Here is a 24,361-nt window from a genome sequence, read left to right on the forward strand (position 1 = left end):
TCATACTCGTTGTTCGATATTAGACGTCAGTGTTAACCGCTTTAGGATTGGCGCCATAATCATTGTCTTCCTTACTATCTAAGCAGAAGAAAACAAGAAGAGCGATAATACCAACTAGTGGAATTAAACCAATTAATAACCACCAACCAGTTCGATCTGTATCATGAAGACGTCTTACAGAAACAGCAATTCCTGGTATTAAAACAGCGATAGAATATAGTGAATATATAAAAACCGTGCCTAGAGCTTGATCCGCTAACATCAACACGATGCAGAAAATTAAATTAATTAGACCAAACATCCAATACTCTTTGCGTCTTGCTCGTCCTGAAAAATCAAAATATTGTTTTAAAACCTTAATATACCAATCCATGGGTTGTTCCTTAACCTTGTTTGTTTATTGTTTGGTTTGCAACAATTTGTTGCGAGAATAGTATTAACTACTTTAGTCAGACATACCAACAATTAAGCACGTTTTTTTGGCCTAAGTGCATAAAAAAAGCCGCAAATTTTATTTGCGGCTTTTGAATGTATGTAAACCTTTGCGGTTATTTAGCCAGTTTGTCAGCCACGATAGGGTAATAGTCCCATACGGCTTTATCTGTCATAGAGCGAACCAGTTTCACGTATTCTGCGTGTGTCCATGCAAGTGGTGTCGCTGAGTTGGTGCCATTGCCCATCGCGTAGTTATAACGCGTCGGGTTACCCACACCGTCCCAAGCTTGTTCTGGTAACATCATGCCTTCATTGGCAAAGGTTTCCATGCCTTGAACATAGGTGTTTATAAGCGCTTGATGGCTTTCAGTTGTCAGAGTGTCATTGGCTTTAGCTAACGCCAGTTCATAATGACCACGCTCACCAGTAAAGAAAGGCCATACGCGGCCACGTTGGTCTTCAGTATTCCCTTTTTCGGCATAACTTAAACCGCTAGTGATATCTTCGCCATAACCATCGTTACCATAGCGTCTAAAGCCAGGAATTAAACTGCCATCTTTGGCTTTAAATTCGTACTTAACTCTTAGGTTGTGCTCAAGGCTTGTGTTATCAATTAGCATAACGCTGTTTTGAATCACACTGTCATTAGCGACTTTCACGCCGTAACGTACTAGCTCTAAGAAACCGCCATCAAGAATGACTCTTTGATCAAGACCGGGTTTGCCATTGTTATCTAATAACTTGTCGGCATTGTTTGGGTTACCATTTGGGCTGATTCGAACATAATAAGGTTTATTGTCCTGAGTAAGCTCACCCGTTGTCGTCACCATTGTTGATTCAAGACTGGCTTCTAGCTTACGCGCCAGTTGTAGGTATTTATCAGCATCTTCATCTTTGGCCAGCTTAGCTAAATCACTGGCGGCTACCAGCCCAGCAATAACCGCAGCAGTGGTAGAAGGTGAGAAGCCCGCTTGTTCTTCCCAGCGTTCTTGTTGGGTGCTAGGAGGCGTAATACTGGTGTCATTCCAATCTAGTTTTACATTGCCGCCAGTAACTAAGAACTCTGCCGCAGGTTTAAGCATGTCGGTATACCATTGACTGATTTCAGCATCAGTTAATACGCCCGCTTGCCATAATTTCCAACCGAGCATTATTGGCATTGCTGTTTGATCAAGCTGAACACCAACCCATTCAATTTCACCATCAACATGGGTTTTTTGTAAGAACCACCCTGGAGTGCCGACATATTCAGGTGTTTGTTGGCTGACTTGTACTTTCTTTAAATACTCAAAAGCCACTTTTGGGGTTTGTGTGTCACCCATGGCTAAAAAGGCCATAGCGCATTGATAAAAATCACGCGGCCATACCGCTTTATAACCGGTGCTACCCACCTTTGCAGAAACACTGTCACCCCAAGGGTTAGACAGTGAAGCGATTAGTGCGCCTGCGTGGGTTTTATCTTCTTGAGCTTTTAACACTAGTGCACTGGTATAAAGTAATTGACCGTTATCAGTGGTGTTAGCACTCATGTCGTTAAGCACTGGCAACGAAGTTAAATAGTCTTTCCAGCCGACATGTTTGTCATCGCCAAGATAAGCACTTAATACCTTGTCATAGCCGCTAGTCAATGTGGCATCGACATTGGCTAAACTGCTTTGCTTATCATGACCAAAGCCGATAGCAATATTCATTTCTAGGGTATTGTTATCTGCTGATTTGCTTAAGGTTGGATATTGAGCAGTAAGCGCAACATTGCCAATAACACTGTTATCACTGCTGGTGGTGTTATAGAGGTTATTGAGCTGACCGTTGTCTTTTAGATCAACTAATCCATCAGATTTACCGACAAAACCGGCACTGGCTTGAGTAAATTCTACATCAGATTTGATGGTCATTACTGATGAGTCAGCATTATTGGTGTATGCCACTAACGCGCCATTTTCAATACTGGCGATATCATTGGCGCCACTATTATCTACATGTGGATTGGCATATAAGTGTGGGGTAATACCATCAGCAAAAGCGGTAAAAATCACCTTCATCATCATGCTGTCACGGTTTGGATCGGTAAAAATATGCTTTTCAATTTGGTACTGGCCATTTTTAGCTTTATTAATCACTTTATAGGCTAATGATAATGGGCGGCCTTGTTCATCTTGATGTAAATATTCGATGCTACTGATGGTGTCTTCTTTTTCAGTATCAACAAAGCCATCACCAGTAATGATGAACTGCATTTCTTTTAACTGCGCATTGTGGATCAAGCCATACATGGTTTCTGTTAGCACACCTTGGGCTATGGAAAACCAGACTTTGCTGACTGGGTTGTCTGCTGTGCTTTGGTATTGACCGTTTACATAAGGCTCATAAGAGGTGCCAATACCAGTCTTACCAGAAAATGCCCAGGTTGGATCGATACCCGGAGCGCCGGGAGCAACTTGCTTAATGGTGGTGATCTCAGCCGCTGTTTCAATGGTTTTTTCTGGCGCTACTTCAGCGTCAGAGCAGGCTGATAATGCCAGTAATGAAGCCGTTACAACAGCAGCATTGATCGCCTTAGCGACAAATGACTTTTTAAAACAAATTGTTTGTGAGTTATTAATATTTAACATTGCGCTCATGAATAACGTTCCCCAAATATTTTTAAATAATTTTTATAACTTAATGAGTTTTGATTTTCTGTTTAAGCTTGTGAACTGGGTTGATCGACAAATAACACCGCAATACCGGCAATAATCATAAATACCCCACCAGTGATTAGCGCAAAAATGGGTTCACCATCGAATAAGCCATTTAAAATAACACCTAAAACACTTGCTGCAAGTAACTGTGGAATAACAATAAAGAAGTTAAAAATACCCATAAATACACCCATCTTTTTAGGCGGTAATATGCCTGATAGCATGGCATAAGGTACGGATAAGATAGAGGCCCAAGCGATGCCGACACCAATCATTGGGATCCATAACATTTGTGGGTCTTTAATAAAGTAAAAGCTAATCAGCCCTAGTCCACCGAGTGTTAAGTTGATGGTGTGAGTAAATTTAATCCCTACGGCTTTAGCTAAAAAAGGAATCATCACAGCAGCAAGGGCGGCAAAGCCATTGTATGAAGCGAATAACATCCCGACCCAGTCAGCGCCGTCGTTATAAGCTTGTGAAACAACATCAGAGCTGCCGTAATGATAAGAGGTCACCGCTGAGGTGGTATAAATCCACATGGCGAAGAGTGCAAACCATGAGAAAAATTGTACTATAGCCAGTTGATGCATGGCTTTAGGCATATGAAATAAGTCATCAACGACGTTAAATACCATACCTAAAGAGTCACGTTTTTTACCCTTGACCCCAGCAAGTACCTTAGCGCAATAAAGCTGTAATGGGCCAAAAGCAAAGATGCCAATACTAAGAATAAATAACTGTTTGTCCCAACCGAGTCCATAAACTAACCCAGTAAATATCGCACCAATAGTCATCCAAACCAGTGCTGCTGTTTTATATTGCGTAGCGGTGCGGCTGCGAGTTTCATCAATACGGTCTTCTTGCTTAGCGGTTTGTTCATGTGCATGGAAGGCACTGATTTCTTCTGGCGAATATTCTTTAGAGCTAACAATCGTCCAGCCGACAGCTAAGAATAATACTGCGCCACCAAAGTAGAAGGCATAACGAACTGAGTCGGCAATCTCCCCAGCAGGTGCTGTGTTTGCAACATCAAAGTAATTGGTAAGAATATAAGGCAGTGCAGAGGCAACAACCGCGCCAATGCCGATGAAGAAGCTTTGCATCGCATAGCCTTGAGTGCGTTGACTCTTAGGTAAGTTATCGCCGACAAAAGCACGAAATGGCTCCATAGCGATGTTGATTGATGCATCCATAATCCACAACATACCGGCAGCAATCCACAGAGTAGGAGAGTGCGGCATGACAAATAACGCCAGCGTGGTACAAATTGCGCCAATTAAAAAATACGGGCGACGACGGCCAAGCCCGTTCCAGGTGTTGTCACTTAAATAACCGATAATTGGTTGGACTATGAGTCCAGTCAGCGGAGCAGCTATCCAAAGAATAGGAATTTCGTCAATTTCAGCACCTAGCGTTTGGAAAATACGGCTGACATTGGCATTTTGCAGTGCAAAACCGAATTGGATCCCCAAAAAACCAAAGCACATATTAAAGATTTGCCAAAAGTTGAGTTCTGGCTGCTGACGCTGCTGAGTATTTGTCGATGTTTGACTAATCGTATCGGTAGACATGTATCTTCCTTTTTATAGGTCGTTCAACTTCATGGCTGAACTCTTATTATCACGTTTGCTAATGTACTAGGTAAAAAAATGGCGAATACACATCTCCCTAAGACGGGTATTCGCCAAAGACCTGGTTTGCACTTCAAAAAGGCTGAAGTAAAAAAAGGCACTTAAAACCTGACACAATCCGATGAAGGTGATGCGCCAGTAACGACCTAGCCCATTTCATCCACACAAGCAGAGGAGAAATTTAGCAGGTTTCATATTAGCCTTGTGTCGGATTTAGGCACAACCAATTACATACGTATTCATCATTTATGCACAACGAAAGCTGATCATATTTGTAACAGGAAGGGGGTAAATAGCGCATTAACCGATATTTGGTAGGTCAATGTAAATGAACAAAAACCTGATGGCAATGAACACAAAAAGTGAACATTGCAATACATCAGGTTTTATTGGGGTAAAATTGTTGTGTTTTGTCTTTAAAGCGCTTTAAAAGGCTTTAATTTAAGGCTTTAAAACGAATCGCAGTACCACCACTTTTTGCTAATACCAGTGACAGATTGTCTTTCGAAGTCACTTTTGTCGTTTCAATGACGTAATCATATGGGTTGGTTTCCCAGTTCGCTTTATCGCCATCACGATATATTTGTGCTTCATATTGTTGGTTATTATCTAAAAATGATAATACAACATCAAAACTGCGGGCTTGTTCATCAGTGAGTGCGCCAAGATACCAATCATCAGAGTGACGGTCTTTACGCGCAAAGGCAACAAAATCACCGACTTCACCAGCAACCGCAATACTCTCACTCCAATCAGTGGGAACGTCTTGAATAAACTGAAAGGCGTCAAGGCGTTCAACATAATTACGTGGTAAATCCGCCGCCATTTGAATTGGACTATAAAGCACTACATACAAAGCGAGTTGCTTAGTTAATGTTGTTTGCACCCGATTAACCGCATCTAAGCCTTCTGGTGCGAGATTAAATATCCCTGGAGTGAAATCCATTGGCCCTGACAGCATACGAGTAAAAGGTAAAATCGCTGTATGTTCTGGGTTATTGGGCGGAGTTCCCCAAGCGTTAAATTCTTGGCCGCGGGCGCCTTCTCGGGCAATCCAGTTTGGATAGGTGCGGCGCAGACCAGTATCTTTAACGGGTTCGTGAGTATTAATACTAATGCCACGCTTTGCGGCTTCGGTAATACTGTGCAGGTATTCATTCACCATAAACTGGCCATCATGCCATTCATGGCGGGTAATACCGTTTTCATCAACACGCTTGATGTCACCCCCATCTGCCACATAACCCGTTTTGATTTGAGTTACGCCATGCTTTTTATATAAATCATAAGCATCACTCATTTGATTACGGTAATTCGTTACAGAACCTGAGGTTTCATGGTGACCAATTAAGCGCACGTTTTGTTTAGCGCCATATTCACTGACAGCATCAATATCAAAATCATCATATGGTTTAGTAAAGCTAAACACATCGCCATTATGGAACCAACTGCCATCCCAGCCGACATTCCAGCCTTCAACTAATACGCCGTCAAAGCCGTACTTAGCAGCAAAGTCCATGTAACGTTTGGTTTCGCTGGTCGTTGCGCCATGTTTATCACCTGAACCCCAAGTATTTTCATTAAGATGCATTCCCCACCAAATCCCAACATACTTACCTGGTTCAACCCACGACACATCACCGAGCTTGTTAGGTTCGTTTAAGTTAAGGATTAAATCTGAATTGAGTAAACCAGTGGCTTTTTCGGCAATTTGAATGGTTCGCCATGGGGTAGTAAATCCAGGTTTAGTTTTGACTAAGATGCCATCAGACCATGGGGTTAAGTCGGCTTTTAAGGTGCCATCACGGCGTTGATCTAATACCATAGCGGCATAATCTGTTAGCGCCGCTTCGTGAATACTTAAATGAGTGCCTGAAGCGAGTTTATAAGTGAAGGGGGTATGAGCACGGTCGACTTTGTTTACCGTGGTGGTGTTATATAAGTATTCGTATCGATTCCAGCCGCGCCCCGGTATCCACCAAGCAGTCGCATTATGGGCATCAGGAATTGAAAACTCAGTTAGTTCATTGGTAATGTTTAAGGCGGATTTTGAGGCAAGGCCTTTTTGTGTTGGCACTTGATATCTAAAGCCTAAACCATCATCAAATACTTTAAATTCTACGATAAAATTGTAATTGCCGTTACTAAAGCTGGTGGTAAGTTTGTTGTGATGATCTTCAATCCATTCACGTTCGCCCCAAGGTTGTTGCCAGCGCGATTGATTGCTGTCAGTGGCAGATTTACTGATCTTAAAACCACTGCCAAATTCTCCCAAAGACTCAAAAACCAAACCCATTCGAGATGCGTTTACTACCTGTTCGCCGTTAAAGGTGACGCTATATTCTGGTCTATCAGCATCATCAGATAAGCTGACGGTAATATTGTTATCTGGTGACGTTATTGAAACAGTTTTAGCACTGACATCGCTAGTGGTAGCTGCTACTGACAAGCCAATAATTATTGATAAGGCCGTAAGCTTAAAACTCATGTTCTGATGAGTGTGTTTTTGACATTGAACTGAACGCTGAAGGCAGTTTGCGGCTGTGGCTATGAGCATGAAGGCTCCATATTGTTGTTATTATTTAATTCTTACATACTAGAGCGCTTGAGCCTTTAGCGGCAATTTATTGCATACGTATTCAAAGGGTGTAGCTCAAAGATGTTTTGAAAGCTTAATTAGGGACGAGAGGTTAATTCAATTACATAAAATGAGGTTTCATATTATGTAATTATTAAATGTGGATATATAGAAGTGTTATTTGTAATAAATGAAATTACATTGCAATAATTGTAGCTTAAGACTTAAGATGGTTTTTATAAAGATGACTTTATGTTTTGTTGTAAAGTTTTAAAGTATATTCAAGTTGTGTTCATTGTTAATTTCGATTGATGACGCTGTATAAGTCTAAGGTTTTGTTTTGTTTTGAGTTCAATTAAATAAAAAGACATTCGTTTGTTTTTATGATTTAAATTAATTGATGTTTTTAAGACTGTATCAAAACATTTATCAATTAAACCTCAAGGTGAATATTAAGTTAATAAATAAATTAATTGTGAATATTTTGGTTTGTATGCCGTATTTTTTTAGTCAAGTTATGTGATAATTGAATAACTGCTTCGGCATGGTTTATTAACTGTTGGTCATGGGCTAAATCAACATGGACTGCAAAATCTCTTGCAAGATCTATGATGGCGGATTCCTCTGTAACCAAAGTTTCACCAGTTAAGTTTTTATTAATCAGTATACTAAACCCATTGAAGAATACTGTTAATAAATCTTTTTCAGTCAGTTGTTTAGGGATCACATCAAGTCTTCTATAGTCATGTATGACCATGACTGATAATTTATTGCAGATTGACTCAATTGACTTAGCTGAATTGGATGATTGCAACCAAACTGGCTGTGATTTAAGTGTAACTTCTATTGCGCGACTGAGTTCTGTTGCTCGCCACCTATCTTTAAAGTTCATCAAAAACATTATCAGGCCTTTTAGTTATAAAATTTAAATCCTATTGTGGATGTGTTCAACTAAATTCATAAAAGGGCTACATAGTTTAGATTATATAGCTTGAAAGTTTAATTGAACCTTTAATAAATATTATAACCTGAAATGATGGTGGGGCATAAGCTAAAATGGGTAAAGCATCAATTAGCTTTTGATAAGTTAAAGATATGCTGGTTATGTATAATATTCTCGATTAAGTATTTTAGTTTTTTGTTGTTTATAATTATTCGAAACGATTTAAGTACTAGGGTTACCATTATCTATAACAAAACACCTTAATTTAAATGACGTTTATCCATGGTAAGAATTGCTTTTAACTGACTATTTGAGTAACTAGCCTAAAAACCTGCAATAAGTCTTTTTATTGCAGGTTTCTTTTATTTGACCGTTACAATGAGCTCGGCTCTTCCGAGCAGGTGTTGATTACCAGTTAATAACTAACACTTGAGATTCTAGTGGTTGCAGATTAATCGCTATGCTAGCTTGTTGCTTTACCACATTCATAGGATGATTTTCGTTAGCACCAATGGTGAGCAAGTCATCTAATTGATAGCTACCATCCTTGATTTGGGCTTTAGTGATTAATGCTCGAGGTAGGTGTAAGTTGATACTCGTAGCTTGGCTGTCGCTAAAATTACTGACTACCAGCATAAACTGCTCGTCGTTATAACGGCTAAAAGCAAAGGTGTTATCGTTATAGCCTTGTTGATTGGTTTTTTGGCTAGCGGAACGGTTAATAGTATCAAGCTCGAAGTACTCACCTTGCAGGGCTGGCGCCGTGTGACTTAAGTTAACCAAGGTTTGATAATATTTGCGCAGTGCTTTTTCAGCATCCGTTGATTGACCGCCATCAAATTTGCCGTTATTCATCCAACGTTGATGGGCCGGTACGCCAACGTAATCAAAAATACTGGTACGGCTGGCTTGGCCAAAACCGGCATCTTGCTCGGCTTTTTCACCGACATCTTGACCGAAATAAAGCAAGGTCGGTGAGCGACTTATGGTGGTAGACACCACCATCGCAGGCAAGGCGGCTTCGGCGCTGCCAGCAAAGTCGCCAGTATTAATTCGCTGCTCATCATGATTTTCTAAAAAGTTGAGCATGTGCTGCTCAATATCTGCAATTTTTGCTTGATCGGCTGCAATCTCAGCCGTCGACTTTTTACCATGGATAATGTCTTTTAATGTGTCGTATAAATCGACTTTATCGTACAGATAATCCATCTTTCCTAAATGAATATAATCACGGTAAAGACTTGGGTTATAGACTTCAGCAAGTAAAAAAGCATTGGGGTTTAGGTGTTTGATATTACTGTTGAGATAACTCCAAAATTCAACTGGCACCATTTCGGCCATATCGTACCTGAAGCCATCAACGCCTTTTGCTAGCCAGAATTCGGTGATGTGTTTAAATTTAACCCAAGAATCAGGGATATCGCTCAGTGGTTGAGTCTGCCAAAATTGGTAATGCTGCGCAGAAGACATCTGGGCATATTCACTTGGCAGAGTAGGGAAGTCGTAGCTGCCATCAGGCTTAACGCCATAGTTAACCTTAACGGTTTCATACCAATCGTTGGCGTCTGGCTTGGCTAAACGTGAGCCATTACCGGTCCATTTAGCTGGTGTTTCAATAAACTGACCGTCAGCGAGGGGATGAGACTCACCGCCTAAGGGCTGATAGTTATCTTTGGCATCGGGAACAGAGAAACTCTCACCGACAATATAATAGAAGTTATTGTTTTTATCGTATTCAACAGCGGTATTGTCTTGCTCACCAAAGTTGCGATTAGCTGGAAGCGGCGAATTTTGTGGGGCAGATTGATATTGGCGAGCCACATGGTTAGGCACGATATCGATAATCACCTGCATGCCGTTTTGATGAGTACGTGATATAAGCGCTTCAAATTCAGCTAATCTGTTAGCCGGGTCATTAGCTAAGTCAGGGTTAACGTTATAGTAATCTTTTACCGCATAAGGTGAGCCAGCGCGGCCCTTTACCACATCTGGGTCGTCATTACTGATCCCTATGTCAGTGTAATTATTGATCAATGCGTGATGGGGTACGCCGGTATACCAGACATGGGTTGTCCCTAATGACTTAATGTCTTGCAGGGCAATATCGGTAAAGTCACTAAACTTGCCGACACCGTTGTCTTGTATAGTGCCCCAAGGCTTATTGGTAGTGTTGGTATTACCATAAAGACGGGTAAAAACCTGATAAACCACCGGCTTACCGGTTAAAGGTTGTGCAGCAGCACTTAGCTGCTCAGTACCGCTCTGTTTAACCGTCTCATTAATACTGGCTTTATCTGTGGCGCAACCAGCAATAACCATACTGACTCCCGTTAATACCAGGCCCAATTTTATCGGTAAACTTACGCTGAATTTTTGTAAATACATATGCTTCTCGTGGCAGATTTATATTATTTAACTAAAGGAGATTAACAAGCTTTAGTTATGATCTAGAGTTTAACCGTTATTTGATTAACTTAAGAATAATGACACCTTTTTCTTTTAATGTGAGCGGCTTAGTTAATGAATACGTTTGTTGTGTGATGATATCTTTAGCCACAGTATGTTGTTTAATCACTGGTGCGAAACGGCTTAAATCAAGCTGGTATTCTTGCTGATTTTTATTGTAAATAATCAATAAACTCTCTTTGTTGCCTGCTTGATTATATTCACGGGCTTGCAGGTAAACACCCTCTTTAGGAGCAAAGTGTTTAAGGCTGCCTTGTTGTATCGCTAATGAGTTTTTACGATAGTTTAAAAGCGCGCGATTAAAGGCAAGCGCATCTTGTTGTTGGGCGGACAAAGACGATGGCTTGAATACACTGAGTTTATCTTCAGCAAATCCGCCGGGTAAGTCACTGCGAACTAAACCGTCATTACGATCTTTTGTCGGACTTTGCATCAAAACTTCGGTACCGTAGAAAATTTGCGGAATGCGGTTACTGGTTAACACATAGGCCATGGCCATTTTATACAGGGCTAGGTCATTGTTCATCAGACTGTATAAACGGTTAGTGTCATGGTTACCTTCAAATAAAACTAAATCAGTAGGCTTGGCATAAACCACATCATTGGCGAGCGTTTCATATAGATTAATAAGTCCGCTACCCCAACTTTCTTCATCAGTTAAGCTTTTAATGAGCACCTCATAAAGTGGAAAGTCCATCATGCTCGGGGTATGTGAGACATAGCCATCAGCATTGTGTTTACCCGCCTGCCAGTAGCTTACTGTAATGGGGTTATCGCTCCATTCCTCACCAACAATATTAAAGTTGGGATACTCATCCATAATGGCTTTTGACCAAGTGGTTAAAAAGCCTTTATCTGCATAAGAGTAGGTGTCTTCGCGAATACCACTGAGGCCGGCATATTCAATCCACCAAATACTGTTTTGAATTAAGTATTTTGCCATAAACTGATCACCTTGATTCATGTCAGGCATGGTGTCAGTAAACCAGCCATTTTCGAATTCTGCAGTATCAGATGGCATAGCGTATGGATCTTGAACTGTGGTTCTGCGATGGCTGGTATACATGATGTCTTGAGGGTTTTGTTGCCATTTTTGTTGGCCATTTATCCAAGTTGAAGTTGGAAAATCAGCCATCCAGCGATGCCCCGAACCCATATGGTTAACAATCACATCTTTAATAATACCAATACCAAACTGCTTCGCTTCTTCTACTAAGGATTTGTATTCTTCGTTGCTACCAAAACGTGGGTCAATTTTATAAAAATTAGTGGTGGAGTAACCATGGTAGGAATACTGGGCTTGGTTATTTTCAAGCAGCGGGTTTATCCATAACTGTGTGATACCTAGATCTTTGAAGTAGGGTAGTGACTGACGAATACCGAGAATATCACCACCATGTCGGCCATCTTTATCGTCACGATTGGCTGTTTCTAACATGTCTGGGTGATTATCGTTGTCAGGATTACCATTTACAAAACGATCAGGAGTGATGAGGTAAATAACATCTTTGTTAGAAAACCCTTCACGCTGGCGTGAATCTGCCGCTCGGGCCTGAATAGGGTATTCAAGGGTTTGAACTAGCTGATTGTTATCAAACAAACCTATTTTAATGGTTTGCGGCTTTGCATCCTTTAAGTCTAAATCGATAAAAAGATGATTGTTACTTGCTGACTGATGAACCGCTTTAAGTGCCACATTGGCAGATTCAACAAGTTTGACCTCATAGGCGCTAATACCTTCGCCATAGACTAATAACTGCAATTGACTGTTTTGCATATCAGCCCACCAAGATTGTGGTTCAACGGTGACATTATTGATTTCAGCAGTAGCAGCAGCGCTAGTCATTAATACATTAACCATCAAGGCTAGCGGAGCAAGTTTTCTAATAGTCATAAGTTTACCTTTGATGAAATTACAATTTATCAATAAATTGTTGATGAGACGGCATAGCAGCAACAGCCCTATTGATGATTTGCTTAATATTGCCCAGATAATCATGTAAGTCAGCATCACTTACACTATTAGCTAACGGGTTATAGTCATTAGGCATAATGCCTTGGCCGAGCATTACCTGTATCCAAGCAGCTTCTGTAAACAATTCATCTTGGTAGCGACTGACAGTGCCAGTGGCTTTAAATAGTTCAATTTTTTGTTTAAGGCTGTCAGGTATCGCCATATCACGGCATTGCTGCCATAAATCATGGTGTGAGTCTTTTTGATTCAGGTGATAGTGCAAAATAATGAAGTCACGAATTTGTTCAAACTCAAGTTTTGATTGGCGGTTAAACTCATCAACATTAGCTTGCTGAACGCCATTGTGGGGGAACAGCTTAGACAGACGTATGATGGCTGATTGAACTAAATGTAAGCTGGTGGACTCAAGTGGCTCTAAAAAGCCGCTTGATAAACCAATGGCAACACAGTTTTTATGCCACTGCTTTTCACGGCGTCCGGTTTTAAAATTGATTTTTCTGGGCTCTGCCAGCGGTTTTCCATCGAGGTTTTCAAGCAATAACGCTTTGGCTTGCTCATCAGATAAATATTGACTGCAATAAACTAAGCCATTACCAGTACGGTGTTGCAACGGAATACGCCACTGCCAACCTGCATCATGGGCGATAGAGCGAGTATAGGGGGTTAATGCTTCAGTTCGTTCACAAGGTACGGCATAAGCACTGTCACAGGGCAGCCAATGCTGCCAGTTTTCATAACCCACATCTAATTGCTTTTCAATTAATAATGCAGCAAAGCCTGAGCAATCGATAAAAAATTCAGCGCTAATTATCTGGCCATCTTTTAATGACACGGATTCAATGCTGCCGTCATTGGCAAGGGTTGTGGAGGTGATTAAGCCTTCGATACGCTTAACTGACAGCTTTTCACTGTAGTTACGTAATAGCTTAGCGTAGAGGCTGGCATCAAAGTGATAAGCGTGGGTGATACCAGCTAAGGGCGAACCTTGTACCTGGTCCATTATGGAGAATTTATTATTTTTAGCTGCTTGGTAATTTAATGAGTAATCCCAGAATTGATTGACATCGGTTGGGTTAGATTTTTTCCAATAATGATGAAACTGAGTAAAGCCAATATCTTTACCGATATTGCCAAAAGCATGCATGTAGCTTTGTTGCTGGTTGCCCCAATTTTCAAACTCAATGCCCAGCTTAAAAGTGGCTTGGGTTTGCTTAATAAAGTCTGACTCTTTAATGCCTAAAACATTATTAAATATTTGCAGTGGCGGAATAGTCGCTTCACCGACACCAATGGTGCCGATATCTTCTGATTCAACCAAAGTGATATTAAGCTGGTGTTTGAATAACCTTGCCAGCATGGCAGCAGTCATCCAGCCCGAAGTGCCGCCACCAACAATTACAATGTTTTTGATCTTGTTATTATTCATGGTAATCGCCTTATATTTTTATTGTTTTTAAAGTAAAAAAGCCCCTGTAACAGGTTACAGAGGCTTTATTTCTACACTAAGATTAGAACTTGTAGTTCGCACCTAGCATGAAGTTACGGCCGTAATTTTGGTAATCACGTACATGACGAGCATCTTCACCCGTGTATGACGTGAATGGCTCGTTAGTTAAGTTATTCACTTGGAATAGCACTGATAGACCATATAGGGCATCAATACCACTTTCAGAGAAGTCATAACCAATTTGCGCATCTACTACGGTTTCAGCTTTAACATTAACATTTTGACGGGTTAAGCTGATTGCGGTTACTTCACCTAAGAAGTCACTACGGTAGCGTGAGCTAACACGTGCTTCAAAGCCTGAGTTTTCATAGTAAACCGTCGCATTGAAGGTTTTCTCTGAAAGACCAGGTAAAGTTGTTGGCTCGCTATCAGCCGTTTCTTTAACTTCACTGTCGTTGTAAGAACCACTTAATACCGTACCAAAGCCTTCTAGCGCATCAGCCCACATACCAAAGTCCATAGAGAATGACGCTTCAATACCTTGAACATAACCGCCTTGACCATTTTGCCATTGCTCAAATCGACCTACAGGGTTATCACCTGGGTTTTGAGGTGGAACAATGTCGGTAAAGTCAATAAATGCTGTTTGCTTATAAGTGTAGTTTTCTAAGTCTTTATAGAATACCGCTAATGCAAAGTAGCCTTGATCACTGAAGTAGTTTTCGTAACTGATATCGTACTGGCGTGCTAACCATGGGCGCAACTGAGTATTACCCGCATTACCTGACCAGTTAACGCCGTCAGTTGGATTAGCTTCATAGCTATAACCAATGTTGGAGTTCATTTGGTCCATACGAGCGCGGGTCAAGGTACGAGCTGCAGATACGCGCAACATTTGGCCTTCAGCAACTTCAAAACCTAAGTTAAAGCTAGGTAACCATTCAGTATAAGATGCGCTGTCGTAGTTGGCGTTAGTAACCAGTTCGCCATTTTCTAACGTAGACGCAGTACCATTAGAGCTTTGGTCTGTTTGAACCGCTTGAACACCGAAGTTACCTGTAAAAGGTATATCGTAAACATCAGTATCAATAGTAGCCATTACAAATGCAGTAGTGACTTCTTCACTGACATCCCATGAGTTAACTGCACGGCTAGCATCAACATCGGCTACGTCTGTTTCAATGTAGTTACCGTCATTGTAAAAAGCTAATGAGTCATAGCTTAATACGTCACCCATACCAAAAAAGTCTAGTGAAGTTGATCTTAATAGGTATTTATCAGGGACCGTCATAACATAGTTTGGATCGGTGCCATCATAACCTTTAAGGGTTAGGAAGTAGCCTTTATCTAATTTTGATTTTTCACGCTCAGTGTAATTCACACCAAATTTCACACTGCGAATCGCACTGTCATCAAAAATATATTCAGCAGCTAAACGGAAAGACTGTAATTCATCTTCAATTTCTGGTTTGTTAATGAAGCCGTCTTGAGTATTCGCTCCCAGTGGGCTACCCCAACCAAGCGGATCGCCTAGCTTGATGACATTTGGATCAGAGTAATCCAAACCGTGAGTAAAGTTGTAGCTACCATCACCATTGTAAGCAAAGCCTAAATCATCAACTGCGCCAACGCCTGTGCCACGACCGGTACCACTGTAGCTTTCCATACCAATATCAGTACGTTCGGCTTTAGATAGACCGATGTCAGCTTCAACATTCCAGTTATCATTGATTTGAAATTTGTTATTCCAGCCAACTGATAGCGATTCAGCATCACGTTTGTTGACATCGTTACGTACTACTACTTCAGCGCCACGAATGACGCCTTCAGTAACAAGACCATTTTCAATGTTAGTTGCTTCGATACCACCGTTAGCACCCCAAGCAGCTGGGATTTCAATACCACGTAAACGTTGGTCATCAGTAAACTTAGAGTAGTAAAGGTCAACTTTTGTTTGGTAGAAATCATTTGGCGCATATTCAAATACAGCTAAAACACCATCACGCTCAAGTTCTGATGAACGAACGAAAGGTTTTGCACCACCTAATACACTGTCGCCGGCAGCATTTTCTGGGTAACCCCATGCTTGCCAGCGCTCTTCTTGGTTAGGCGACATCATGCGTGCATAACCTAATGCAATACCAATAGTGTCATCAGCAAATTGGTCAATATAAGAAATACTGCCACGGTAACCGGTATCATCAGAACCGCTATTTAACGCACCAAGGTCATTCATTTCACCACGTAAACCAATAGCGAATGTTTGTTCACCATGGGTTAGCGGGCTGATTGTTTGCATATCAACCGTGCCACCAATAGCTTGAGCCATAACGGTTGCATCAGGTGTTTTGTATACCACAACACGATTTAATAATTCAGAAGGGTATTGGTCAAATTCAACACCACGGTTATCGTTAACAGACGCTTGTTCGCGGCCATTAAGTGTCGCGGTAGTGAAATCCGGCCCCATGCCACGGATTGAAATGACGTTTGCGCGGCCATCAAGGCGCTGAGCCGAAACACCTGGTAGACGTGCAAGTGATTCTGCGATACTGACATCAGGTAATTTACCGATATCTTCTGCAGAAATAGCTTCAACGATTGAAGATGAAGACATTTTTAATGATTGTGATTCTTTTAAACTACGACGAATACCAGTGACTTTTAATACTTCAATTGATTCATCAGCAGTTGCAACATCTTCTGCTTCTGCAGCGTAACCGTACATACTTGTACTGGCAGCTACCATTGCTAACGTTAGTAAGCTTGGTTTAAATAGCGACATCCATCTTTCCCCTTCTGAATGGCCAGCAGCCCTTTTTATAAGGTCGAGCTGCTAGATTTCTATTATTTATAATTACAGTCTTTATAGTATTTTTACTTCAGCTTGCTTAAATGACTGCATAAGCGCTGAGGTTTATTTCCACTTTGTTGCGGAACAGTAAAGATACTACTCCTAGCATTCTTTCATCGACAACGTTATGCATACGTATTCAAAGCTTTTGTAGACTTTAAATGGCCACTTTATTACTTTTTTTTAACATTCAAAAGATAGTTTATGTATTGGTTAAGTTATTGAATATTAGCATTTAAGTGCTTGGTTTGTATTTTTAAAATTCGTATTAATTCTTTGCATACGTATGCAGCTCTATTGAACCTGATTTCACTATTCACGTATCCTCGAGGCAATTAAATAATAATGACGACCAGTTACTAGGTCGCAACATAGGGTTAACCATGGGTGAGGTAGCTATATGGTTAATGCTTTTATTACAGAGGGCGAGTAATGAGTCAGTTATCATGGTGGCGCGGCGGAGTGATATATCAGGTATATCCACGAAGCTTAATGGATTCAAATGGCGACGGAGTCGGTGATCTACAAGGAATAATTACCAAACTTGATTACATTGCTAGTTTGAATGTTGATGCAATCTGGATATCGCCCTTTTTTAAGTCGCCAATGAAAGATTTTGGTTACGACATCAGTGATTATCTCGATGTTGATCCTATGTTCGGCACAATGGAAGACTTTGACGAACTGATTGAAAAGGCACATAAGCTCAATATCAAAATAGTCATCGATCAGGTATTAAGTCATACATCTGACGAGCATGCCTGGTTTAAACAAAGTAAATTAAGTCGTGATAACGACAAATCTGATTGGTATGTTTGGGCCGACCCTAAAGAAGATGGCACCGCGCCTAATAACTGGTTAGCTATTTTTGGTGGTTGTGCTTGGGAGTGGGAGCCGCGTCGTCAGCAATATTACTTGCATAACTTCCTAAAAAGTCAGCCTGATTTAAATTTCCATAACCCTGAAGTTCGCGCTGCAGTGCTTGAAAATGTCGATTTTTGGCTTAAAAAAGGCGTTGATGGTTTCCGCTTAGATGCGATTACTTTTTGCTATCACGATGAGCATCTGCGTGATAATCCAGCTAAACCCAAAGATCAACGCCAAGGTCGTGGCTTTAGTGAAGATAACCCTTATGCCTACCAATATCATTATTACAATAATACCCGTCCACAAACTGTCGGCTTTATTGAAGAGCTGCGCGCACTTATTAATCAATACCCAGGCGCCGTGACTTTAGGCGAAGTGTCAGCAGAAGATTCTTTAGCGACCATGGCTGAATATACCCAAGGCGATGATCGTTTGCATATGGCCTATAGTTTTGAGCTATTAACCAATGATTTTAGCGCGGCTTATATTCGCCAAACAGTTGAAGAACTGGAAGCCAGTATTGGTGACGGTTGGCCGTGCTGGGCTATAGGTAATCATGATGTGCAACGCGTTGCGACCCGCTGGGGCAAAGGTGAAACTAATCCCGCCATGGTTAAAATGCTCAATGCGATGTTGTTTTCGCTGCGAGGCAGCGTATGCAGTTATCAAGGTGAAGAATTAGGCTTAACGGAAGCGCCTATTGAGTTCAGTGAGCTGCAAGATCCATTTGGGATTACCTTCTGGCCAATGTTTAAAGGCCGTGATGGCTGCAGAACCCCAATACCGTGGTCGAAAGATCATCAACAAGCGGGTTTTTCTGACAGCAGTAAACCTTGGTTACCTATTCCTGCTGCACATAAAGCTATGGCTGCAGATGTTCAAGAAGCAGATACACAATCCAATCTACATGCTTATCGCCGCTTTTTAAAATGGCGTAAGCAATATCCTGCATTGGTGATGGGTGATATTAGCTTTATTGATGTGGATTCTAACCTTTTGGTATTTGTACGTACCTTTGAAACTCAAAAAATGCTGGTAGTATTTAACTTAGATAATAGTGCCAATACATTTGATGCCTCTGCATATGACATTGTTGCAGTTAAAGATGATCACGGTCTTGAGTCTGCATCTTTGCAAGCTGATGCTAAACTAACATTAAACGCATTTGGAAGTTTCTTCGCATTAATTAAATAATGTAACGATAAAACAGCAGCTTAATCGGTTGCTGTTTTTATATGTGTTGTAGGTTTTTAATAACAAGATTCAGTTGCCAGTAGACATGCTAGTAATTGGTGATAACAACGATAACAAGAGAGTTCATATTATGGCTTCAGCTATTCCAACGGGTTCAACAACAGTTAGCAGTACTGGCGACGGTAGTTACCGTTTCGCACTAGTATCGTTAACCTCACTATTTTTTATGTGGGGATTCATTACCTGTCTTAATGACATACTAATCCCTCATCTAAAGGCGGTATTTTCATTAAGTTACACTGAAGCCATGCTGATTCAGTTTTGTTTTTTTGGCGCTTATTTCTTAGTGTCATTACCTGCTGGCAGTCTGGTTAAAAAGATTGGTTATCAAAAAGGCATTGTGTCCGGTTTAGTTATTGCTAGTATCGGTTGTGCCTTATTTTACCCTGCTGCAGCATTGGAAACTTACGCGTTATTCTTAGGGGCATTGTTTGTTTTGGCTTCAGGTATCACCATTTTACAAGTAGCCGCTAATCCTTATGTAAATGCACTAGGCTCTGAAGAAACAGCCTCAAGTCGTTTAAACTTAACCCAAGCCTTTAATGCATTAGGCACCACTGTCGCCCCATATTTTGGCGCTGTGTTGATTCTTTCAGTCGCAACGGGTGCCGTCGGTGAGTTAAGCCATGCACAAGCTGAAGCTGACGTGGTAAAAATGCCATATCTATTTTTATCTGCCACGTTAGCAGTTTTAGCTGTGATTTTTTCACAATTAAAGTTGCCTATTATCCAATCTCATACCGCAGTTGAAACAGATGGTAAGGTTACTTACAAAGGTAAAACCAGCGCGTTGCAAAGCATTCACTTAGTATTGGGCGCGGTGGGCATTTTTGTTTATGTTGGCGCTGAAGTATCAATTGGCAGCTTTTTGGTTAACTTTTTAGGTGAAGAGCACATTGTAGGGCTGCAAGAAGCTGATGCAGCAAAATACATTACCTATTACTGGGGCGGGGCGATGATTGGTCGTTTTATTGGTTCAGCGCTTATGCAAAAAATACCTGCAGGCACCATGTTAGCCTTTAATGGTTTAATGGCTGCGACCTTAGTATTAGTTGCTATTAATACCAGTGGTGAAGTGGCCATGTGGGCAATTTTAGCGGTTGGCTTATTTAACTCCATTATGTTCCCAACTATTTTTAGTTTGGCTTTAAGAGACTTAGGCCCACATACTTCGCAAGGCAGTGGCTTTTTATGTTTAGCGATTGTTGGTGGAGCAATCATCCCATTATTACAAGGGGTAATGGCTGATACCATGGGCATACAACCGGCGTTTATTCTTCCTGTAGTGTGTTATGCATTTATCATATTTTACGGCGCGAAAGGCTCTAAAATGTAACCTTTAAGCTGACGCTTTATATCAGGCAGCCTAACGGCTGCCTTTTTGTTATTTCGCCGCCAATAAATAGGAATCAATACTTGCTTAAAAGGCGGTTAACTCCTATGATCCATGCGCTTTTTCTGTTTTATCTTATTTCTATAACTCGTTGAGATCCCCCAATGCTAACTTACCCGCTCTCAGGCAGTTCATCTGAACTGGTCATTAATGTGTTAACTATGGTGCTAACTGAAGGAAAACCTTTAGATCGCGCTTATTCACATAACTTTTCAGGTATGCAATATCCACCTGCGGAGCTAGCAAGAATTACTCTCGTTACTGGTGATATTTTGCGTCGTTTGAACCTTTACTGCTATTTGGTTGATATCAAAGTAGAAGATATTGAACGTACCGGTTCTAAATTATTAAACGGCTGGCATTTATTCCACGATCTTGATTTACCAAAGATGGAATATGCATTACAAGTTGATAGCGCACAGTTTGCCGAGCGTCTAGAGGTTGCAAAAGCACAACCGGCTTTGTGGGATGGCTGCCCAGAGTGGCTTGACGAGTTAGGTGCTGCGCAACTAGGCGAAAAATGGCCAGCAGAAAGAGCGGCTTTAGCAACAGCGCCAAAACGCTATATTCGCGCTAACAGCTTAAAAGGCACCCGTGAAGAATTAAAGCAACGGTTAACTAAAGAGTTGGTCGCTACTGTAGAGGTTGAAGGCGTTGAAAGTGCGTTAGAGATACGTTCAGATTCTGCATTATTCAAAACTGAAGCCTTTAAACAAGGCTATTTTGAACAACAAGATGCCGGCTCGCAGCTCGTTGCTGCTGCAGTTGATGCAAAACCAGGTATGCGAGTTGTTGATGCTTGCGCCGGCGCTGGTGGTAAAACTTTGCACATTGCCGCACAAATGCAAGGTAAAGGTCGTTTACTTGCTATGGATGTTGAGCAATGGAAACTTGATAACCTCAAAATTAGAGCAAGAAGAGCAGGCGCGCATAATGTTGAAACCCGCATTATCGCTAGCAGCAAAACCATTAAACGGATGAAGTTGACTGCTGACAGAGTCCTACTCGATGTACCTTGTTCAGGTTTAGGGGTGTTAAAACGTAACCCAGATTCTAAATGGCGTGACACGCCAGAAAGATTACCGGTATTAATTGAGCTACAAAAAGACATTTTGCAAAGCTATAGCCGAATGGTAAAAGTGGGCGGAATATTAGTCTACGCTACCTGTTCAATCATGCCTGATGAAAACAGAAATCAAGTTGATGCCTTTTTAGCTGCAAACCCACATTTTACATTATTAGATGATGAATTAATCTTGGTTGCTGAGCATGGTTTTGATGGTTTTTATTTAGCAAGAATGGAACGCATAAGCGAAGTGTAAATTTATTGTTTTAAAATAAAATCATACCGAATAAAAACAGTGCAGTTAGATAACTTCACTGTTTTTTATGCCTGCGATATATAGCCAATAAATGTAGCATTGCTTTAGTGATAAATGTTAGTGACTAGTCGAAGAGATTCATAATAAACAGATAGTTACTCGCTTAGTGTTGCAATTAACCTTAAGAGTGAATAATCTGCATTAACGGTAAGTAATAAAGCCAGATGGTTTATTCTCAAAAGGAATTTTATGGATAGCGGGCAAACTTTTGCATCACAATCAGCAAACTATGATGTGTTAACAACATGTGCTTCTAATAATGACCGTTATAGCCAAATTCTTACCATGCTCTTAGCGGGTTCCCCATTACGAGAAATTCTCCATTCATTAGTCTTATCAATCGAAGCGCAAAAGATTGGCACCAGAGCGTCAGTGCTATTAATGAGCAATGACAAGAAAAGGTTGTTAACCGGAGCGGCCCCCAGTTTACCGGAACAATATAACCAAGCTATTAATGGCATTGAAATTGGGCCGATAGTCGGTTCATGCGGCGCTGCAGCAGCCACCGGCGAAAGAGTTATTGTTGAAGATATCGCCACTCACCCGAATTGGGCACCTTATAAAGAATTGCCGTTAAAGGCAGGGCTAAAAGCTTGCTGGTCAGAACCCATTATCGACTCTACTGGCAACGTATTGGGCACTTTTGCCATGTATTACGATACCCAAAAGTCACCATCAGCATTGGATCTAGAACTGATTCAAGAAGCCGCTCGATTGGCAAGTCTTGCCATTGAACGAAGCCAAGGACTACACCTACAAACACTCACCAGTAAAATATTCAGTAAACTGCCTATGGGCTTATTGATCGTTAACGAAAACAATACCATTTTGTTTATTAACCCTGAGTTTAAAAGTATCTGTGGCGATATTACTGTTGACTCAGAGAGCTTTGAACCAAAGCGCTTTTTCGAACATTCTCAGCAAGAAAATATCACGTCTTTAATGAAAAACCTTGCTATCGGTAAAACTTGGCAAGGTGAGTTAACAGGCCGCAAACGTAATGGCAAGACCTTTGATGCTGAAGTAACGGTAACCTCATTTAGGGATTACCATGGTGAACAAAATTGTTTTTCTTGGTTAATTGCTGATATCAGTGAACACAAAGATGCCAGCAAGCTTATTCATTTTCAGGCCAATAATGATGCGTTAACCCGTTTGGCTAATCGACGTTACTTTGTTGAGAAAATCTATGACTATGTTTGGCAGCAGGAGCGAAGTAAACAGACCGGGATAGGTTGTTCAATATTATTGATGGACATTGATAATTTTAAATTTATCAATGACAGCTTAGGTCATGAGTGCGGTGATCGATTATTAATTGAGGTAGCAAAAAGGTTAGCCCCGTTGTTTCCTGAAATGTGCACTTTTGCCAGAACCGCAGGTGATGAATTTGGCGTGTTTTTACAAGGTAAGGTGTCGGCAAACGAGCTCATTGAGCTTGCCAAGCAAATCAATCAAATTGTAAGTAATGTCTCTTGGCTTAATAGTAAAACTATCCAAGCTTCTATGAGTATTGGTATTGCGCGTTATCCTGAAGATTCTACCGAAGTTGATGCTTTAATTAATTGCGCTAACCAAGCAATGCATGATGCTAAGGTTAAAGGCCGTAATGGGTATCAATTTTTTGATCAAAGCATGCAGAAAAATGCTGAAAGAACCGCTTTTTTAAACATGGAATTAAACAAAGCCTTAAGTCATGATGCTTTTGAACTGTATTTTCAGCCTATTTTAGCCGCTAATTCAACTCATATTGATAGCGCTGAAGTGTTGCTTCGTTGGCCGCTTAATGGTGAGTTTATTTCGCCAGAAGAATTTATACCTATTGCTGAACAATCAGGGCTCATTGTCTCAATTGGCAAATGGATTAGGCAGCAAGCACTAGATTTAATCTATAACTACTGGCAGCAAGGACGTACGATTAGCTTGTCAGTTAATGTCTCTACCAGTGAATTTATCACTGCAGATTTACAACAACAATTCATTAGTTTTTTTGAAGATTACCTTGTAGAAAAGTCGATAGACAACTTTCCATTTCATTTATTAACCATAGAGATCACAGAGTCAGTGTTGATGGAGCAGCATGAGAATGTTGAACAACTTCTAAGCCGATTAAGAAATTGGGGTATCAAAATATCCGTTGATGACTTTGGCACCGGCTATTCGTCATTATCTTATTTAGCAAATTTCCCGGTAGATCAAATCAAAATTGATAAAAGCTTTATCCAAAAGATTGAGCAGGGTGCACGGCATAAAGCATTAGTTGAAGCGATTACGACCATGAGTCATGCTCTAGACTTGTCAGTTACCGCTGAAGGGGTCGAAACTAAAGCACAGCTAGAATTTGTTCAACTCAGTCAAGTAGATGCTATTCAAGGTTATTATTTTCATAAACCGATGCCACAAAATGCATTTGCTGATTTACTGGAGCAACAAGCTTATCTGAGTTAATGCTTGG

General features: G+C 40.9%; 13 protein-coding genes. 4 read left to right on the plus strand and 9 right to left on the minus strand.

Annotation, left to right across the window (positions count from 1 at the left end; all coding sequences use genetic code 11):
* Positions 1-19: 19 nt before the first annotated feature.
* From BCU94_RS13380 to BCU94_RS13420, 9 genes are all read right to left on the minus strand, one after another.
* Positions 20-373 carry a DUF805 domain-containing protein gene (locus tag BCU94_RS13380; RefSeq protein ID WP_102476634.1) on the minus strand — a complete coding sequence of 118 codons (354 nt, stop codon included), beginning with the start codon at positions 371-373 and terminating at the stop codon, positions 20-22.
* A 175-nt stretch (positions 374-548) separates the two neighbouring features.
* Positions 549-3,056: a glycoside hydrolase family 15 protein gene (locus BCU94_RS13385; RefSeq protein ID WP_241905005.1), complete on the minus strand. Its 2,508-nt coding sequence runs from the start codon at positions 3,054-3,056 to the stop codon at positions 549-551.
* 62 nt (positions 3,057-3,118) lie between these two features.
* Complete coding sequence (locus BCU94_RS13390; RefSeq protein WP_102476635.1) at positions 3,119-4,687, minus strand: MFS transporter; 1,569 nt, start codon at positions 4,685-4,687, stop codon at positions 3,119-3,121.
* Between the two features lie 496 nt (positions 4,688-5,183).
* Positions 5,184-7,235 carry a glycoside hydrolase family 97 protein gene (locus tag BCU94_RS13395; RefSeq protein WP_241905007.1) on the minus strand — a complete coding sequence of 684 codons (2,052 nt, stop codon included), beginning with the start codon at positions 7,233-7,235 and terminating at the stop codon, positions 5,184-5,186.
* 559 nt (positions 7,236-7,794) lie between these two features.
* A complete protein-coding gene (locus tag BCU94_RS13400) occupies positions 7,795-8,226 on the minus strand; it encodes a hypothetical protein (protein ID WP_102476637.1) in 432 nt (143 codons plus the stop codon).
* Positions 8,227-8,676: 450 nt separating this feature from the next.
* Positions 8,677-10,653, minus strand: a complete 1,977-nt coding sequence (locus tag BCU94_RS13405) for an alpha-amylase family glycosyl hydrolase (protein ID WP_102476638.1) — start codon at positions 10,651-10,653, stop codon at positions 8,677-8,679.
* A gap of 76 nt (positions 10,654-10,729) precedes the next feature.
* Complete coding sequence (locus BCU94_RS13410) at positions 10,730-12,628, minus strand: glycoside hydrolase family 13 protein (RefSeq protein WP_102476639.1); 1,899 nt, start codon at positions 12,626-12,628, stop codon at positions 10,730-10,732.
* Between the two features lie 19 nt (positions 12,629-12,647).
* The gene (locus BCU94_RS13415) at positions 12,648-14,135 is read right to left on the minus strand and encodes a tryptophan halogenase family protein (protein ID WP_102476640.1); all 1,488 of its coding nucleotides are present in this window, start codon (positions 14,133-14,135) and stop codon (positions 12,648-12,650) included.
* 82 nt (positions 14,136-14,217) lie between these two features.
* A complete protein-coding gene (locus BCU94_RS13420; protein ID WP_102476641.1) occupies positions 14,218-16,941 on the minus strand; it encodes a TonB-dependent receptor in 2,724 nt (907 codons plus the stop codon).
* A gap of 501 nt (positions 16,942-17,442) precedes the next feature.
* On the opposite strand from BCU94_RS13420, the gene BCU94_RS13425 reads away from it, so the two are divergent.
* The 4 genes from BCU94_RS13425 (at position 17,443) to BCU94_RS13440 (ending at position 24,354) form a co-directional block, all read left to right on the plus strand.
* On the plus strand, positions 17,443-19,071 hold the full coding sequence (locus tag BCU94_RS13425) for an alpha-glucosidase (protein ID WP_102437374.1): 1,629 nt from the start codon (positions 17,443-17,445) through the stop codon (positions 19,069-19,071).
* 130 nt (positions 19,072-19,201) lie between these two features.
* Positions 19,202-20,467 (plus strand): sugar MFS transporter, encoded by a 1,266-nt coding sequence (locus tag BCU94_RS13430; protein ID WP_102437415.1) that lies wholly within the window; start codon positions 19,202-19,204, stop codon positions 20,465-20,467.
* Positions 20,468-20,628: 161 nt separating this feature from the next.
* Positions 20,629-21,846: an RsmB/NOP family class I SAM-dependent RNA methyltransferase gene (locus BCU94_RS13435; protein ID WP_102476642.1), complete on the plus strand. Its 1,218-nt coding sequence runs from the start codon at positions 20,629-20,631 to the stop codon at positions 21,844-21,846.
* 249 nt (positions 21,847-22,095) lie between these two features.
* Positions 22,096-24,354 carry an EAL domain-containing protein gene (locus BCU94_RS13440; RefSeq protein ID WP_102476643.1) on the plus strand — a complete coding sequence of 753 codons (2,259 nt, stop codon included), beginning with the start codon at positions 22,096-22,098 and terminating at the stop codon, positions 24,352-24,354.
* Positions 24,355-24,361 lie beyond the last annotated feature (7 nt).

Source organism: Shewanella sp. 10N.286.52.C2 (assembly GCF_002874545.1).
Classification (GTDB): domain Bacteria; phylum Pseudomonadota; class Gammaproteobacteria; order Enterobacterales; family Shewanellaceae; genus Shewanella.